At 38.1% G+C, this 16,231-nt stretch carries 10 protein-coding genes and 1 tRNA gene; 3 read left to right on the top strand and 8 right to left on the bottom strand.

The genetic code is table 11. The features are described from left to right. Positions 1–167: 167 nt before the first annotated feature. From ACFIKX_RS10270 to ACFIKX_RS10255, 4 genes are all read right to left on the bottom strand, one after another. Entirely contained in the window at positions 168–377 is a 210-nt protein-coding gene (locus tag ACFIKX_RS10270) for a 2-hydroxymuconate tautomerase family protein (RefSeq protein WP_375607418.1), read from the bottom strand. Between the two features lie 14 nt (positions 378–391). Next, on the bottom strand, positions 392–1,663 hold the full coding sequence (locus ACFIKX_RS10265) for a hypothetical protein (protein WP_375646044.1): 1,272 nt from the start codon (positions 1,661–1,663) through the stop codon (positions 392–394). A gap of 58 nt (positions 1,664–1,721) precedes the next feature. Beyond that, positions 1,722–3,590 (bottom strand): FAD/NAD(P)-binding protein, encoded by a 1,869-nt coding sequence (locus ACFIKX_RS10260; protein WP_375628651.1) that lies wholly within the window; start codon positions 3,588–3,590, stop codon positions 1,722–1,724. A 94-nt stretch (positions 3,591–3,684) separates the two neighbouring features. Beyond that, entirely contained in the window at positions 3,685–4,836 is a 1,152-nt protein-coding gene (locus tag ACFIKX_RS10255) for a YbfB/YjiJ family MFS transporter (RefSeq protein ID WP_375646041.1), read from the bottom strand. A 1,255-nt stretch (positions 4,837–6,091) separates the two neighbouring features. On the opposite strand from ACFIKX_RS10255, the gene ACFIKX_RS10250 reads away from it, so the two are divergent. Continuing rightward, positions 6,092–6,565, top strand: a complete 474-nt coding sequence (locus tag ACFIKX_RS10250; RefSeq protein WP_375628647.1) for a hypothetical protein — start codon at positions 6,092–6,094, stop codon at positions 6,563–6,565. Further along, positions 6,562–7,782 (top strand): MFS transporter, encoded by a 1,221-nt coding sequence (locus ACFIKX_RS10245; RefSeq protein WP_375628645.1) that lies wholly within the window; start codon positions 6,562–6,564, stop codon positions 7,780–7,782. Before ACFIKX_RS10250 ends, ACFIKX_RS10245 begins: the two co-directional genes overlap by 4 nt. Positions 7,783–8,383: 601 nt before the next feature. Here ACFIKX_RS10245 and ACFIKX_RS10240 read toward each other — a convergent pair. Then, a tRNA-Ser gene (locus ACFIKX_RS10240) sits at positions 8,384–8,474 on the bottom strand. Positions 8,475–8,789: 315 nt separating this feature from the next. Between ACFIKX_RS10240 and ACFIKX_RS10235 the strand changes: the two genes are divergently transcribed. Further along, positions 8,790–9,986 (top strand): porin, encoded by a 1,197-nt coding sequence (locus ACFIKX_RS10235; RefSeq protein ID WP_375613795.1) that lies wholly within the window; start codon positions 8,790–8,792, stop codon positions 9,984–9,986. Positions 9,987–11,237: 1,251 nt separating this feature from the next. Here ACFIKX_RS10235 and ACFIKX_RS10230 read toward each other — a convergent pair. From ACFIKX_RS10230 to ACFIKX_RS10220, 3 genes are all read right to left on the bottom strand, one after another. Continuing rightward, positions 11,238–12,002, bottom strand: a complete 765-nt coding sequence (locus ACFIKX_RS10230) for an N-acetylmuramoyl-L-alanine amidase (protein WP_375613801.1) — start codon at positions 12,000–12,002, stop codon at positions 11,238–11,240. A gap of 847 nt (positions 12,003–12,849) precedes the next feature. Further along, positions 12,850–15,024 carry an isocitrate/isopropylmalate family dehydrogenase gene (locus ACFIKX_RS10225; protein WP_375628643.1) on the bottom strand — a complete coding sequence of 725 codons (2,175 nt, stop codon included), beginning with the start codon at positions 15,022–15,024 and terminating at the stop codon, positions 12,850–12,852. After that, positions 15,021–15,752: an alpha/beta fold hydrolase gene (locus ACFIKX_RS10220; RefSeq protein WP_375628641.1), complete on the bottom strand. Its 732-nt coding sequence runs from the start codon at positions 15,750–15,752 to the stop codon at positions 15,021–15,023. The genes ACFIKX_RS10225 and ACFIKX_RS10220 overlap by 4 nt, the downstream gene beginning before the upstream one ends. Between the last annotated feature and the right edge of the window lie 479 nt (positions 15,753–16,231).

Below are 16,231 nucleotides of genomic sequence, written 5' to 3'. Positions count from 1 at the left end.
CTCATGGGTGAAGACCAACACGGGCTCGTCGAGGGGAAAAACTTGGTTGTCAGCATCAGGGGCTGTAACAACCGCCCCAATGGCGGTCTGATAAAATGTTACTAAAGGACGTGATTTTTTACATTGATTACCCCTATTGACCTTAAATTATTGTCAAATACACAGAGTTATTCTTTATTTTGAGCTTTTCTTAATTCTGTAATGGGAACACCACCGATACCCCAATTGTCTGTCTCCACTTCATCAATCACGACAACAGTCGTTTTCGGATTTTTATTCAGAATATTAACTAATAATTGAGTTGCCCCTTCTATTAGTTGCCGTTTCTGTTCAGAGGTAACCCCTTCATTAGTAATTTTAATGTTTATGTAAGGCATAAGATCTCCATAATTTACAAATATTGAATAAAAAAGCTCAAATAAATGAACGCAAAAAGATTAAATATTAATACATAATAACTATGCATTTTAAAGCTCGTATCCACCGGTGAAATATGCAGGCTACTGGAAGCAAAAATAGCATTTATTGATACAGGAGAAAGGAGTTGAGCTGCAATAAAGAAGCAAATCCAAACCAAATAATCCGTAACCCCATAAGCCATCGATGACCCTAGTAAAGGAAATGCCAAACTAAATAGCACCATAGGGTGAATTCCTACTACACTGAAAATTGGCAACACAAAGAGAATACAGGCATAGCGCTGCCAAACAGAGAGTGATGCCAATGAGTGACTAAACGTCACCGGCAACAAAGGAATAAGCAAATCACAAGTAGATATTAGCAGACTACAACCTAGCAACAACATAATTTCACTGGATATACTGCGTATCACTGCCACTAAGGGAGTCAAAAAATCAATACTGCGTGAACTCCCACGCTCAATGACGTATAGAATGCTCGCCGTCAATGCAATGCTTTCTAGTGCATTCAACCTGATAACTGTCAACGCAACGATAAATGTTAGCCAGAAAAATATCAAAAAAATCCAAATTCTTACTCTCTCTCCTTCTTTATTTGCCCTCCTCTCATCGCAAATAATCGGGTTAGCTAGCGGTACAACAGGAGAAATGCACAACAACAACAGACTAAATAGAAAAAGTGGTATCCCCAAAGCAGCGGATGTGTATATTGGTGTTCTAGGCATAGCAGCGAAAACTGTTGCTGCACCGATGCTGGTCGGCATCAATACCATCGTGATGCTCATCATTCGCATCACAATAGCGGCCAAATGGCGAGAGGGAAAAACACTTTTTTTCAAGGCATCAATCATTAGGGGGATAACCCCCAAACTCATCGGCCAAGCTAGAAACGCAGTCAGTATCGCGATGGACAGGGTAAGCGAACCCTTTCCATAGCGCATCAACCGTTCAGAGAGAAATTCTGAAATACGCCATGTATTCATCACATGGCGCAACAATCCCATGGCGAGTAATAGCCAAAAGACATCAGTAAAACGCACAAGCACAGTACGAATATCAGGCAAGTACCAACGCCATATCAGCACTAAAGTACAAGCCAACAGGATGAACACACCACTGCGTGCATTCCCCTTCAACCACCAGTATGGTATCGTCAAAAGCAAATAACCAAAAACAGTCACTCCAGCCAATGGAATAAGAAACCAAGTTCTCATTGAGATAGATATAAGAAAAATGAATAGCATCAGTATCGCCATTATAGCGGATACGGAGGACATGCATATCAGGAAGCTTTTTATATCATCAATGTACATTAATTATTGAATCTTTGACTGAGTAGCGATTAAGAAGCTGCTCGTACATGTCAATGACACAGTGCCCTGCATCCCGCAATGCACGCGAATTAACTAAAGGTCTAGGCAAAATATATGTATAAAAATTGGGCCCCTCTACTGGATTACCGACCACCCATAATGTATTTTGTATTTGCCCTTTAGTGTCTATAGGATGCTGCTGACAGTCAATATCAATACCACCAGGATGATATCCTTGGTTGATAAATGGTCGAATGATGCCCTGAGCAGCGAAATTTTTGATAAAAGGAGACTCATCACGCAACGGAGAAAAACGATCAATCTTGGCCGTGATCAGCACATCTCCATCAACTGAACTGTTTTCATCTTGGAAAACAGACTGAATTTCGAAACGGCTAGTACTAGCATTGAGAACAAGTTTAGGTGAAGGGCCGCCAGCCAAAGTCACGATACCAGCCTCCATCAGAGCCTTCAACTCTTGGTTTCGCTGCATCGGTGGGCCGACAGAAATACGGTTAAAGTTTGGATTAAAATATTCAATAAAGTACTTGTGAGATGAAGACGTTAACCCGCAAAAATCAATTGCTGAACGTAAGATATCACGGACATCTCGTAGCACATCTGTAGCAGCTTTCACTGGGCCATCAACATTACCTGCAGCGGAAGAATGAAGATCGTCCTTCAAATGCTCCATGAAGAATCTTGTATAATCCTTCAGAGAGGCGAATATTTTATTTCGATGAGGATACAGCAACGCTTGAATACACTGCTCGTCTTTGGAAGTAACAACATAGGTTTCAGGGTCTAGCCAGTGCCCCAGCTGCGTACTTCGATAGACATAACACATTTCTTTAAGCAACAGAGGTAAAAGCTGCGTTTCGAAATCCAGCTTCGGAGAACCGTTAGCAATGCTGGACTGTTTCCGCAGATGATGTATTGCATCAAGAGTAAGGAATGATGGTATGTATTGCCCACTACTACCCTTTTGATTAATCCCGCGACTACTAAAAGGCAATGTTTGACGGGAGAATAGAGCTATCTTCGGTTCTTTGCCGCTTGGCATGTAGCGCAATTGTCCAGCATTTTCAGTAAAAGTCCCACCGCGACCGTAAGTCAATTGCGACAAGACATCGTAGCTAGTTAATCCAATTCCCTGCACCAGCACATGAGACTGAGATTGTATAGAGTCTAACTTTTCAATTGGATAAGGATTCGAATAATAATTCAGAAGAGCGTTTTTCATTTGGTGACCAGCCACAAACTGTTGCAGGCTTTCATCATGCGATGAATATATATTCTTACCGTGACCCGTGGTCATATAAACAAAATCTACACTATAATGACAGCCATCTTCCAAAAGAACATCCGTTTTATGATCTTGGTGGATATGGAGATTGATAACCTTTTGTCGGATCTCCTTAATACGAATACCGGAAGGTAAATCTTGCGTGAGCTCTTGGTAAGCCCAAGACAGGTATTCCCCTAACAAACGACGTGATAAATAATCATTTTCTTTGATTTCTCTCCCAACATTATGCTCTGTACGAGAAAAAACACCGTTAATATTACGATAACCTTGTTGAATAGCCCATTGATAGAAATTCGGCCCTTTACGAATAGGCCCGACACCCTTAACTGTATCATCACCAAATAAAGTAATCTGGCAAGCGACAGTGTTAACCAATAAATGATCTGGCTGATGCACACTATGGGTACCGGTTCCCATCTCATTGGGATCAATCAATAAAATATCAATGTTCCCAGAAAATGGATAATGGGAATAAAGTGTGAGCAAGCGTTCGAGAATACTGATCCCACGAGGACCAACGCCCAAAATAGCGACTGTAGAGTGAAGCATTCTGTAATCTCCCCTATTAGAATAATTTGACTTTCACAAAATGTTTCAAAAAGAATGGAATAAATTCTCTGACTTTTTAGTGAAGATTGCGGGTTTATGAAACGCCAACGACCTTTTTACAAAGACAATATTGACAGATTCCAGCAGCAACAAAAAGCGCTACAGCACCACAGATAACGGAAAGCGCAATGGCATATGAACCAGACTGTAAAAAACTCGTCAAGAGAGGTCCTAATATTTGGCCAAAACAGTAAGTTAAGGTAGCCAAGCCTAGCAGATTTATGCCATACGGCGCATATAAACGCTTAGCTAACGGCATAACTAAAGAAGTCGTCCCCATAAAAGTAAATCCAAACCCTATACAGCTGAGAACGATCAGTACAAGAGACTGACTGAATAATGTCAGTAATACGCATCCTCCTTGGATAAGCAAATTGAGCATCAAACAACGTAATACCCCCCACCGATGGGCTCCCCATAACCAAATGAAACAACTAGGAACAATGGCTATTCCGACAAACGACCATAAGTGGTTAGCGAGTAGTGGGAAATTAAATGTTTTCGCCATCAGAGGAAGATATGTCGCGACAATAATATAACCAAACCCAGCAAGCCCATAAATCAGAGCGAGTTCCCACCAAACGATATTTTCGTGTGCCAATGACTCATTAATAGCAAATTGAGACGCATCAACACGACGTGGAAATAAAATAAACAACAAGAGCAACAATACAACAGATATAAAACCAGCTCCAAACCAAATATTTTTCGCGTTCAGCGATTTACTCAAACCAATAATAACATACTCATTACCCAGCAGAATACCAACTCCCACACCTGCATAGAGCGAAGCAATAACCCACAGCTTGTGACTATGCTGCATAACCGTCATAGAACCAAAAATCATCATTGCTGCACTCGCGATACCGGCAGCAAAGCGGATAAAGAAGACCAAGTAAAAGTTTGTTGTTAACGCCATGGCAAAAATAAGTGCACTCGTCACTATAGCTGCACCAAATAGCATGTAGGGAGCACGGGATATATTCCCAACTCTGCAAAACGAAAAAAACATACTCCCAACTAAATAACCGCCATAATTAGCGCTAGCTATATAAGAAAGTTGCTTAAAGGTAAACAATCCTTCATTCAACATAACTGGAAATACCGGCGTATAGAAAAATCGCCCAATCCCCATCCCCAAAATCATAATAATCATACCGAATACAGCGATTTTGAAACAACTCAAATCTTGACGATTATTTTTCCCCCCCATTACTCTAATCCCTTAACTAATAATTCGCTCATCCGCATTCTATCTCATCAACAGTAACACTTATCTCAGAGAATAAAAGCCAATCTAGCCATTTGTTTAGGTAGCCAGAGCAACATATTGAGCGATTATTGTCAACATTACTGGATCAGTTATATGCATTTCATCGTTTTACGCCCTGCTCCATGTATGATCTTCTCCCTACAAAGCTTCTTTTTCAGAAAAATAATGGCTGAAATTAAGCAGCAATAACAACGAGAAAATCAATAAGCACGCCCCAGTTCAGACAAGACAATATCCCCCAAAGCGACAGCTTCATCAGGTATGACTAAAATACCCTCACNAAAGACAAATCACGCCCAAGCCTTTGCGCACGCGCCCATTCTGCTCTTAAATTCTGCTCCGCTCTTTCCAAAACAAAGGAGCCTTCATCCGGTAACAACCAAAAATCAATGGTATTGAAGGGTATAAAGACTACTTTTAATATAGCTTTGTTTTTTATCAGCAGCAGTAAAAAAGTTTGTGTTTTTTACAAAAATTGAAATTTATTCATTTTTTATCGTATATTTTATGTTATCTTCTTTAAATTAATTAAAAGATCATAGAATATTAAACTGATAGGATGCATTTTTCTCAAGTAGCATTTTAGAGAAATGTTGATTTAATCAGTGAAGACAAGCAATGAGCAAAGTTATAATTTGAAAAGACAGTAATAATGTTTTATGATCAATGATCTAAATTAGAGACATGAATTGGGGGAGTTTGATCTTTCTTACAGCACAGTAGCTCAAAAAAACAGTAGATGAAGTTTAAAATTCACCATTACCCATCATAAGATGAAAGCTTTTATCCCACGTTTGATTTTTTTAAACTATTTTCTTGTCCTATCTGTAATATCTAAAGAATATCTTCAAGCACTCATAAGCACTCTTTTAGGGTATCATTTCCATGATCAACGTAACGGTTATCGAGCTTCCATTCAAGATACTGTTTTGCAAAAGGAAATCGTCATTTCAGGATACGGAGGGATTTATGTATTTAGTCACAATGTATCATGCCCCCTTCCTCTTATATCAGAAATTTAATTCTTAATCGTAATGACGTGATTAAAAAGCACCTTGCGAGACAATCTTTTTAATAAATAAAGTAAAGATGAATTCTGAAAAAAAATTTTAGACGTAAAGTGATACGGAGAAACAGTCAGAAAGAAAGGGGGGAATTACAAATGTTGATGACTATAAAAAAAGATATCAAAAAATTACCCAAAACCGATTTATGGATCATTTGTGCTATTTCAGCTGATCAGCAAAGAGAATGGATCAGTAAATGGTGTATAAAAAATAAACAAGCCTCTATAAGTTCTAATTATGTCAATGATCTTGCCGTCCTAGGATCATTTTACAGATCTAGACAAAATGATTGCTATGAAAGCAACAGCCCCACAAGCAACTCCCCTCAAAAGATGACAATCTCATTTATGAGGCTTATGTTGCTCCTCATAATCACTTTAAAATTGCATCATTTGCTCTCATTAATACGCTTTGAAGTCCCATATGGACTAAGGGACCTTTTAAATTTTGGGATGGTTATGGAAGCCTTCTTTCCACTAATCCCTGAATGGGGATATGAAACAGCTACCTTTTCACAGAAAAATATTCTTTTCAATGAAAATTCTTATTGTACAATCTATGAAACAACACAATGAACAGACCTCGCACCCTTGCTCTCACCTATGGATCCTATAACGCTATCCGCATGCTGATCGGCGTTTACCATGCGATTTTTTTAATGTCCATGGGAGTTAGTCTGGCGCAATTAGCTCTGCTTCAGGTTGTCTTTTCCACCACCATCCTGCTACTTGATTTTCCCTGCGCTGTTTTATCTGACAGATATCGGCGTAAATATTCCGTTATGGCTGGGGTCTTTATGACAGGAGTATTTTATCTTCTATGCCTTCAAGCTCCCAATATGACGGCACTTATTATTGCGCAAATTCTCTATGCAGCGGGCATTTGTATCATTGTCAGCGCCATTGACGGATGGATTTACCATTCTCTAGGCGATAAACAGGATCACTTTTCGCATTATGCTCATCTCTACCACCAGGTTAACTCTTTTGGAAGTATTCTCAGTGGGATTGTAGGAATTGGAACGATCTATTACTCTGGACGATATTTTATGGGATATATCATCTCATGCCTCATGATGGGATTTATTTTTTTGATCTTCCTTATTGTTCCTGAAGAAAAGAAAACGACAACTGAAACGTCCAAAACAAAAACAATCTTGCACAATGCCAAGGAAACGCTCTGGATATTTCAAAATACAGTAGGAGGAGCATGGTTTATTTTCCTCATGTGCCTTTTTAGCGCTGGTATTCAGATTATTTATCATTTCTGGCAACCGATAATACTTTCAGGGGGAAAAATTCATCACCTCAACGGTTCGCAAATGCTCGTCTTGATGTGCTGCCATATTGGAGCCTTTTCAGCACAATATTTTTCAAATTTACTGATGTCTAAGTATCATGTTCTTGATAAAAAATATAAGAATTCTATAAAATATTTTTCCTTCTTTTCTGCGCTGATGTGCATAACGCTCTATTTTTCAGTTCATAGCCATCAAACTGCTGCATCAGTCATCGCCTTCTCTTTAATCCATGGATTTATTTGCACTGTACCGATCGGCGCAAAAAGCTTATTTTTCTCAGAACTTAACCAAAAACAAACGCAGCATATTTCCGGTGTTGTTGGTGCTGTCTCTTTTAGCGGAAGAATATTTTCAATTACAGTATTGAGTATTATTTCTTTTCTTCCTGCAAAAGTTTCTCCATCTTACTACCTAATATTACCGACCATTACTTTTTTCATGTGTGGTTTGGTTGTCATGAGATGGATGAAACACTCTCAAAAGTCTCTATGAGAGGAAAACCATAACATTTCACCCACAATGTTTTCTTCTAAAAGAAATCTATAACTTTTTTGAGAGCATTGCCACATCCAACTTTCAATACACAATGCAAATATAAAGCAACACGTTGATTTATAATGATAATATACCAAACGCGAATATTGTAAGATTCTTTCTTTTCAAATCTGCTTTATGGTTGAAACAATCAAAATCATTTGCTTGCACATCATAAGCAAAGAAAGCCGTATAAATAAAAACGATTTAGAAAGAAAAAATGCCTTTTATGAACTCTCATAGTCAAAATCTATAACAACAGGAAGGCAGATATATAAGCAGATATATAATATGCCTCTTTGCATCTTCATAAGTATACAAATGATGTGGCTTTATAAGGCTTTATATGTCTCACAGAAACTTTTGTGTTTTATACCATTTACGAGGCAGCGTCGCAAAATGGGCTTACACACATTGCAAAGATATCTCTTTAAAACAAGCGCATAAATCGGCAACACAAGTATATTTGTGTTTAGAACATGCTTTTTATATGAGAGGCATAATCCCAACGGGATAAACAGAATTCCGATACACAGTCAACTGCTTTTATAACAATAGATGGCGGAGAGGAAGAGATTCGAACTCTCGAGAGCCTTTTGAGCCCTACTCCCTTAGCAGGGGAGCGCCTTCGACCACTCGGCCACCTCTCCAACAGAGAGGCATAAATGGTATCAACAGAAAGTTCAAGACATTTTCGATTTTTTTCCCAAATATCTGAATTTTTTTTCCTTTATTGATCCCATAAGGAGCAAAAGTTAATAAAACAAAAATTGTGTCTTTTTTACCACAGCATCTCGAATAGTACATGTATATATTACAAAAAGGTAATTTCACATTTGAAACTCTAAAAAGATTAGTTATAGCTAAGATAACAAGTGCTGCGTATTTACTTATGTCTTTGTCCTTAATGCGTTAGGCAAATGGTACTCTTTAGAAGAAATTTAACCGGACCTCGGAGATCCCATATGAATATTAAATCCCTCTTTTTAAGCTCTACAGCAGCTTTTTTAGCAATTTCTGGAGCACATGCTGCTTCAACAGTTATCGCCGAACCCGAACCTGTAGAATATATTCGCGTTTGTGATGCCTATGGAAAAGGATATTTTTATATCCCTGGAACAGAAACCTGCATGCGTTTATCAGGAAATGTTCGTACTGATTTTATAGGCGGTGATAATATCGATGCAACAACCGAAACTGAACTAAGAAACAAAAGAAAAACCTATGGCGCAGCATCACGGCTCACCCTTGTTTTTCAAGCAGCTTCTGAAACAGAAATGGGAACACTTCGTTCATATGCAAGAATTTATTCAAACTGGGGTGATGGTAGAGACAACGCTGCTGCAAAGCTTGCCGCGGCTTACATTGAACTGGGTGGTTTTCGCGTAGGTCTTGATGACACAATTTTCAACAGCTGGACTGGTGATTATGGAAATGTTCTCAATGATGACAGCATAGCGCCTGCCGGCACAACACGCACCAATTTTATTTCCTACACCTTTAGTGGTGACTCCGGCTTTTCTGCTATTATCGGCGCTGAATTAGGCAATAATGCAGATTCTCTTCCAGGAATAACAGGATACTACATTGATAAAGATGATAAGCTTGTTTCTATCACTGAGGGCACTCTTCCAAGTAAAGCAATTAAAAATTACACCCCGAATGTGGTTTTGGGTATAAAGTTCATGCAAAAATGGGGTGGTTTTTCAGCAGTTGCAGCATATGATGCTTACTACAAAAAGTGGGCTGGAAAAGTACGTGCAGATTTCAATGTCAACGATCGTTTCAATCTATGGGTAATGGCTGGCTATAAAAATGGACTTGATTACTACACAGTAAATGAAAATGATGAGTTATCACGAAAAAGCACAACAATTTATGCAAACTGGGGTGGTAAATGGGCTGCTTGGGCGGGTGCCACTTACAAGCTTACTCCAAAAGCAAATTTGAATGCTCAAGTTTCTTATAGTGCTGTAAAAACCTTTGCAACTTCTGTAAATATTACATACACGCTGGTTCCAGGATTTGTGATTACACCTGAATTAACCTATGTTTCTTGGAACGATGATCGCGTTGTGACGGATAAAAATAATGATGAAAAACATTTATTCAATAAGAAAAGTGCTTTTCAAGGTATGATCCGTTTACAGCGTTCATTCTAATCCTATTTAAGCTACAGCTTTTAAAAACTGGCAACATGGTTTGCCAGTTTTTATTTTTGAAATCAAATATCATGAATATCTTTTCCTGATACGTATTGTCTTGTCTCTCGAAAAAAAACCGCCTTAGTTTCATAAAACTACTCTTAGAAGATTAACCTGATATGCTTGATAAGAGCACCTCACACGGGCGTTTACACATCACTTCAAACACAATCTCTTCCTTGCCCTTTAAAGCATGAATAACCCCCATTGCTTTATGAGCAAATTGGTCTTTCTTGGTAATTTACTTCTAACCTTTGTTAATTTAGGTCATGATCTTCTCAAATAAATTCTACACTGAACAGATAAAATATTGAAAAAACAAGACATCATTGTGTTTTTGATATGCCTGAATGTGTCTTCTATCAACACTCTAAAACACAACGTTTTATAACACTGCTTCATTAAAAAACTTAATCATTAAGAAACATGCTGTCAAAACGATGCAAACATCCCCTAAAGCAATAAAAGAGAAAAGAGATATATCTTCAAAAAAATGAATTGACCTCTTCCCCTTCTAAAGAATAGCCCCCCTATCAGTAGCAATCTGTAAATGCCCCTATTTTTCTTGAATCTGCATCACTTTGATTTATAATAATAATTTATAATTTTGCATGTTTCAATCAACCAAAACCTTTCACTTGTACACGACAAGCGGAGAGAGCCGTGTGAATAAAAACGAGTAAAGAAAACCCTTTTATGTATCGTTTTCAGTTCCAAGGGTTGTCGTAACATTGAGATCTAACAAAGTGTACGATAATGCTAGGCACTTTTATTAAGCATAAAAATGAGGATACACTTCATAGAGGATTTTAGATTATATTCTCTATGAACGTCGCTGTAAAATATGTGTTGTAATACACATTAAAAGACATTTCTTTAAAACAAGCATGTAAATATACAATACAAATCCATTTTATTTGAAGCCTTTTACCCTGCGTAAGGAACATGTCATCATATACACAACATCTTGGCTTTATGCGTTTTTAAAGGAAGAAAAATATAAGACAAAGAAACAATAAAATTTAATCTCTGCAAATCATAGAGCTTTCAGAGTTATGTTTCCATAAAACGCCTTATACCGTACATGGGATTTTTTACACGATTAATGCCCTTTTTACATAAAGCCAATTGGCAAAAAGCAGCCTTTCCTGATAATAAAAAGGCTTACACGTAATCATAAGCCATATTTTCAATTAAAACGCATTGAATTCACGGAAAATACTTATCAACCAATGCATAAAGAATTGCTGCTGTTTCAACATCTAGAATCCCATCATAATTTTCTTGACGAAAATGAAGTTGAAATGCTCGGATCAAATCTTTGTATCCTGTTTGGGTACACGCAGCAGAAATGTCATATCCATAACATTTTAGCTTCGCCAAAACATCTTCTTTGGGTGGCAAATTCTTAGAGAATTGCTCTTGATAATGACTTTTTAGTTCATCATCATACCATGCTCCTATACCTGCGCTATAAAGTTCTCTCCATGGAAAAGCTGCTCCTGGATCACTTTTTCTTCCAATGGCAATATCACTATGTCCCACCACATCAGTTGGCATAATATCGGGATACCGTTGAAGAATATTCAAGGCAAGTTCCTTAACAGCATCAATTTGTATTGGATTATAAGGAGGAAACATACCCGTCCCATCATGATAAGTCGCTAAATTAACGATTTCAATCCCGATAGATGCATCATTGAGATGACTATGCCCAGCCCATGAACTCACACCCGCATGCCATGCACGCTCATTTTCATCAACCAGATTAAAAATACGCATATCCTTAAAGCCTGCCTCACGATATGTCTGCTCTGAAGGATCAGGAACAAGATAGTGTGCACTAACCTTTTCTCCTGTAAGCGCCATAATCGAGGCTTTAAAATCAATAGCCGTATAATGCATAACGAGAAAATGAACGCGACGACTAAAACTCTTGACAGAACGATAACTGTTGTAATCAATCTGATACATAAAAGCCCTTTCTTTTTTGCTTAAAAAACCACTGCGCATCACAACAGATAGAATACGAACTGTTAAAAAATGCAATAAACTTCCTATCTAGATACTAAGAATTACGACTAAAATTTGTTCATCCAAAATATTGACACTCTTATCAACAATTAAGACAACATTTTTATTTTTCTCCCACACACGCATAAAATGTTTTTAACCACATTAAATATTTTCCCCAAAAAAAATTCCTACAAATGACCAATCAAAAAGAAAACAAAAGCGTAAAATAATCACTCCTTAAATCTTCACATCTTACAGAAAAAATAGTTCTTCCTGTTATCAAATTGAAAAATATCGCCCCTCGTAAGTGAACACCCAACGATCATGCAATCACACAAAAACTTAAAGGAAAAATTTTATGAGCTCTTTACAGCAATTTATTATCAGATAACAGAACGGCACATGTTCGCAATAAACTCTTCACGGACATATTGTTCAATAAAATTTGCAAAGCTTTCCTGTAAATGACACGACTTCTTGTCTTTTCACACCATCGCTTTTTGATTTTCAGAAGAATCTCAATTATCTACAACGCTTGCGGTACATGACGTCTCTGGATTCCTTGTCATCAGCTCCATGAAAGATAACATCTTGATTTATAATCATAATTAATCATTATAAATATTGAATATAGCGAGCCTAATATCGTAAAGTTTTTCTTAATCTTGAATCAATCAAAGTCATTTAATGACACATCAAAAGAAAAATTACCCTATAGACAAAAACCACTGAAGAAAAGGATCAAAGTACTTCTTATAATAGAACGTTCAATAATTTAGGCAATATTTTACATCCCCATAGAGGTTCATTTTTTCTTCTCCATTTTCAAATATCTTTTTAAGACAGCCCAAGCTGCATATTCTTGTAAGACGACACCTAAAAGTGGTCGCGTATAGGGAAAAGTTATACGATCATCACCATAACCTTTCATCCGTATAGTTATGGTGGCATGTCCAAGGCTTTCTGCTTGATTTTCTAATGTCTCCAAAGAAGGCTCTAGGCTCACTTCAACCTCAAGCAGTGGAATATCTTGTTTACCTTTTTCTATGGGCTGAAAATATTTTAAAAGCAGCGGATCATTGCCCAACCAATGAACCTCTGCATGCATCGCTAATTGTTTACAAGCAGTAGTAACTTCTGCCCCAACCAAATAGGGGTGAAAATGATTTTCAAATTCTTCCACGAAATGTTGTTCCAAGAGCGCTTCTGATTGAGCAACCAGTTGCACCAAAACATAGGGGCTTTTCCATAAAAAATGCCGTTCAAAGGGTTCATTTTCAAGATGATCATCAACCCACTGCGCAATAGTACTTTCATCAATTCCAATCAAAGTCCATGCATACTCCGCACGCGATACAGAAGAATATTTCTTCTCATTGTGTTCTAAATAATTCTCTAAAAGCGCAAGAGCCTGTGATGGTGGACCAGGCAAAACAACAAGCGTACTTCCATCGCAAGAGAGATAAAACCCTGGTGCTGTGCCTGTAGGATTATCAAGCACAGTTGCTGTCTCAGGAAACAATGCTTGACGTGCATTACTCTTATCCGCCGTAATCCCTAATCGTTGTAATTGACCCTTTATTGTTTGCCAAACATCTTCATGATGTAGTAAAGGCTGCTTTACAGCTTGAGCAACTCCATCACGTGTTTTATCATCTGATGTTGGTCCCAATCCCCCACTGATAATGATAAGATCTTCTTGTCCAAGACAAGAAACAACAGTCTCACTGATTTGCTGTAATTGATCAGCACAAACAAAATGACGTGTGACTTGAATATTTCTCTTGTTCAAGCTTTGGCTTAAATCTTGTAAGTTCGTATTCAAATATTGTCCTGAAAGGAGTTCATCACCAACGGTAATAATCGCCGCACGACAAACAAAGACAGGATTCATAAGAGAATTGCGAACAGCTTCAGCCATTTGACGGGTAGAGGCGACACCTCCAAGATCATAGGTAACGGTTTTTCCAGCACGAATAACCTGATCAACACTCTCAGACAGTTGTTTTGCTGCATCTTTAAAGCCTAAATGCTCTAAGAGTAAAGCCGTGGTATAAAGCATCGCAGAAGGATTGGCTTTATTTTGTCCAGCAATACGTGGTGTGCTACCACGAACAGGTTCAAAACAAGCAATCTCGCTCCCCACATTCACATGAGATGCAAGCCCCAATCCCCCCATTATACCAGAGCCAAGAGTAGAGAGAATATTGCCAAACATATTTTCAGCAACAATCACACCAAACTGCTCTGGCTTGGTTGCAATCCACAAAGCAACCGCATCAACATTCTGAATATCTGCTTCAATTTCCGGATAGTTTTGCGCAATTTTCTCAAAAATTTCCTGAGCAAACTGCCCACTTTTTCGCAGAACATTGGGCTTATCAGCAAAAGTAACTCGCCTAAAGCTATATTTCCTTGCATAAGAAAAAGCGTATTCAAATAACCGCTCTAAACCAAAGCGTGTCTGCAAACGGACTGTCCACGCAGCTTCCTCAAGCCCATATTTTGTCAAATTTGGATGTTTTAGCCAAACGGCTGTTTCAGGAGAAATACCCCGAAAATCCAATCCAGCATAAAGGCCTTCACTATTTTCTCTGATAACACAAAAATGAAAAGGTTTTCTCGGACCAAAGATGTATCTTACAGGACGTATATTCGCAAACAAACCTAACTTTTGGCGAAGTTGAAGTGCGGGAGAAACATAGACAAGGTTTTTCTCTTTTAAATGCGGAGCAAGTTCTTTTAAAGCCGCTTCTTTTCCTTTACTGGTCACAGCACCAAGTAAAATAGCATCACTCTGAGTAATTTTTTGCCAAGTCGCTTGAGGGATAGGAGCTCCTTCCTGTTTCCAACATTCAAAACCAATATCACCATAAGTCAATTCAATCGGCAATTGGAATTGCTCTAAAACCATCAGCGCAGCATCACAAACCTCTGGTCCTATCCCATCACCAGGTAATACAAGAACTTTCTTTTTCATAGTCCCTCCATCCACTCATCAATGACTGCATCCGTCATAGTAGGATTATCCTCCCACAAACGCGTACCAGCACCAGAGATAATCTTATATTCATGGTTCAGATTATGACTTTGTGTCTGATTATTTACCGTTGCAAGTTGCGACTTTTCTCCCACTAAAGCTAAAAACTTCCCCTTGTACTTAACTAACTCATCTCTAGCATCCATCATCAATAAGAGTTTAAAGCCTCTTGTCATGCGTTCAATTGCCACGCTTTTTTGTTCATCAGGAATCTCCAATAAGGCTCTTTTTTTCATAACGCCAGAAGGATGCATAAAACCATTGAGTATTTCCAAAGCCCCCGATAAATCATTATTTTCTAAGGAGGCAAGAATATCTCCAAGGCGCCGTTGCAAAACCTTATCTGGATAGCCAGGCGCATTCACAGCAAGCACAGCTTGAACATTGGGAAGCTGAGCTGCCAATATTTGTACCAATGTTCCAGCCATAGAAAATCCCACAAGCACTGCGGGCTCTTTAAAATAGCTTTTAAGTTTTTCTGCCATAAAAGATAAAGTGTCTACAGCAGAATAATTGAGAACATGAGAACCCTTAGGAAAAAGAGAAAGCGTATCCAGCAGAGTGACAGGGAATCCTTTTGTTGAACATAGCTTTGTCAATGGAGAACAAAAAACACCACCATCCCAAATTGGCATTACAGGAGAAAGAATAATAATAGGAAGTCCCATTGATCAATTCCTCCCCTTATTTTTAAACATGCATTAGAGCCAGAACTTTTCCTACCCAATATAATGAAAATATGTTGAAACTCTATGCTCATATTCTCCCCTCATAATAATCGATTTTTTAAACTCAAACTAAGCTTGTAACAAATTTTAAACCCACTCAATCCAGCAACTTAATAAAAAAAATTCATCTAATGTACAGGTGCCCCATTTGTGGATAACATGTAAGTTTTATGTAAAAATAACTTGCTGTATTTATACAGCTTTTTTACAGTGAGGGACGCGTAAATAAAAGTTAGGGAATAGGATTTTGCAACACGTCTCTTAATTATTGCGAATCAAGAGTTCTTTTCGGGGTGGTTTTTTAGCAAAACCAGAGGTCCAAAGGGTCGCTATTCTAAGATATCTAACTTTTTGTTATCCATCTTTTAAGATGTGAGAAGCTATTCTCTATGGCGTCCACGCAACGGGAAAAATCTATT

The sequence above is a fragment of the Bartonella sp. CM86QHHN genome (assembly GCF_042194695.1).
Classification (GTDB): Bacteria; Pseudomonadota; Alphaproteobacteria; order Rhizobiales; family Rhizobiaceae; genus Bartonella.
Note: the sequence above shows the minus strand (reverse complement) of the source record. Positions and strands in the feature narration are given on the sequence as shown.

Bases quoted from the DNA above. Each gene is read 5' to 3' on its own strand.
- ACFIKX_RS10270 (WP_375607418.1), bottom strand. From the start codon at position 377: ATGCCTTACATAAACATTAAAATTACTAATGAAGGGGTTACCTCTGAA.
- ACFIKX_RS10265 (WP_375646044.1), bottom strand. From the start codon at position 1,663: ATGCTATTCATTTTTCTTATATCTATCTCAATGAGAACTTGGTTTCTT.
- ACFIKX_RS10260 (WP_375628651.1), bottom strand. From the start codon at position 3,590: ATGCTTCACTCTACAGTCGCTATTTTGGGCGTTGGTCCTCGTGGGATC.
- ACFIKX_RS10250 (WP_375628647.1), top strand. From the start codon at position 6,092: ATGACTATAAAAAAAGATATCAAAAAATTACCCAAAACCGATTTATGG.
- ACFIKX_RS10245 (WP_375628645.1), top strand. From the start codon at position 6,562: ATGAACAGACCTCGCACCCTTGCTCTCACCTATGGATCCTATAACGCT.
- ACFIKX_RS10235 (WP_375613795.1), top strand. From the start codon at position 8,790: ATGAATATTAAATCCCTCTTTTTAAGCTCTACAGCAGCTTTTTTAGCA.
- ACFIKX_RS10230 (WP_375613801.1), bottom strand. From the start codon at position 12,002: ATGTATCAGATTGATTACAACAGTTATCGTTCTGTCAAGAGTTTTAGT.
- ACFIKX_RS10225 (WP_375628643.1), bottom strand. From the start codon at position 15,024: ATGAAAAAGAAAGTTCTTGTATTACCTGGTGATGGGATAGGACCAGAG.
- ACFIKX_RS10220 (WP_375628641.1), bottom strand. From the start codon at position 15,752: ATGGGACTTCCTATTATTATTCTTTCTCCTGTAATGCCAATTTGGGAT.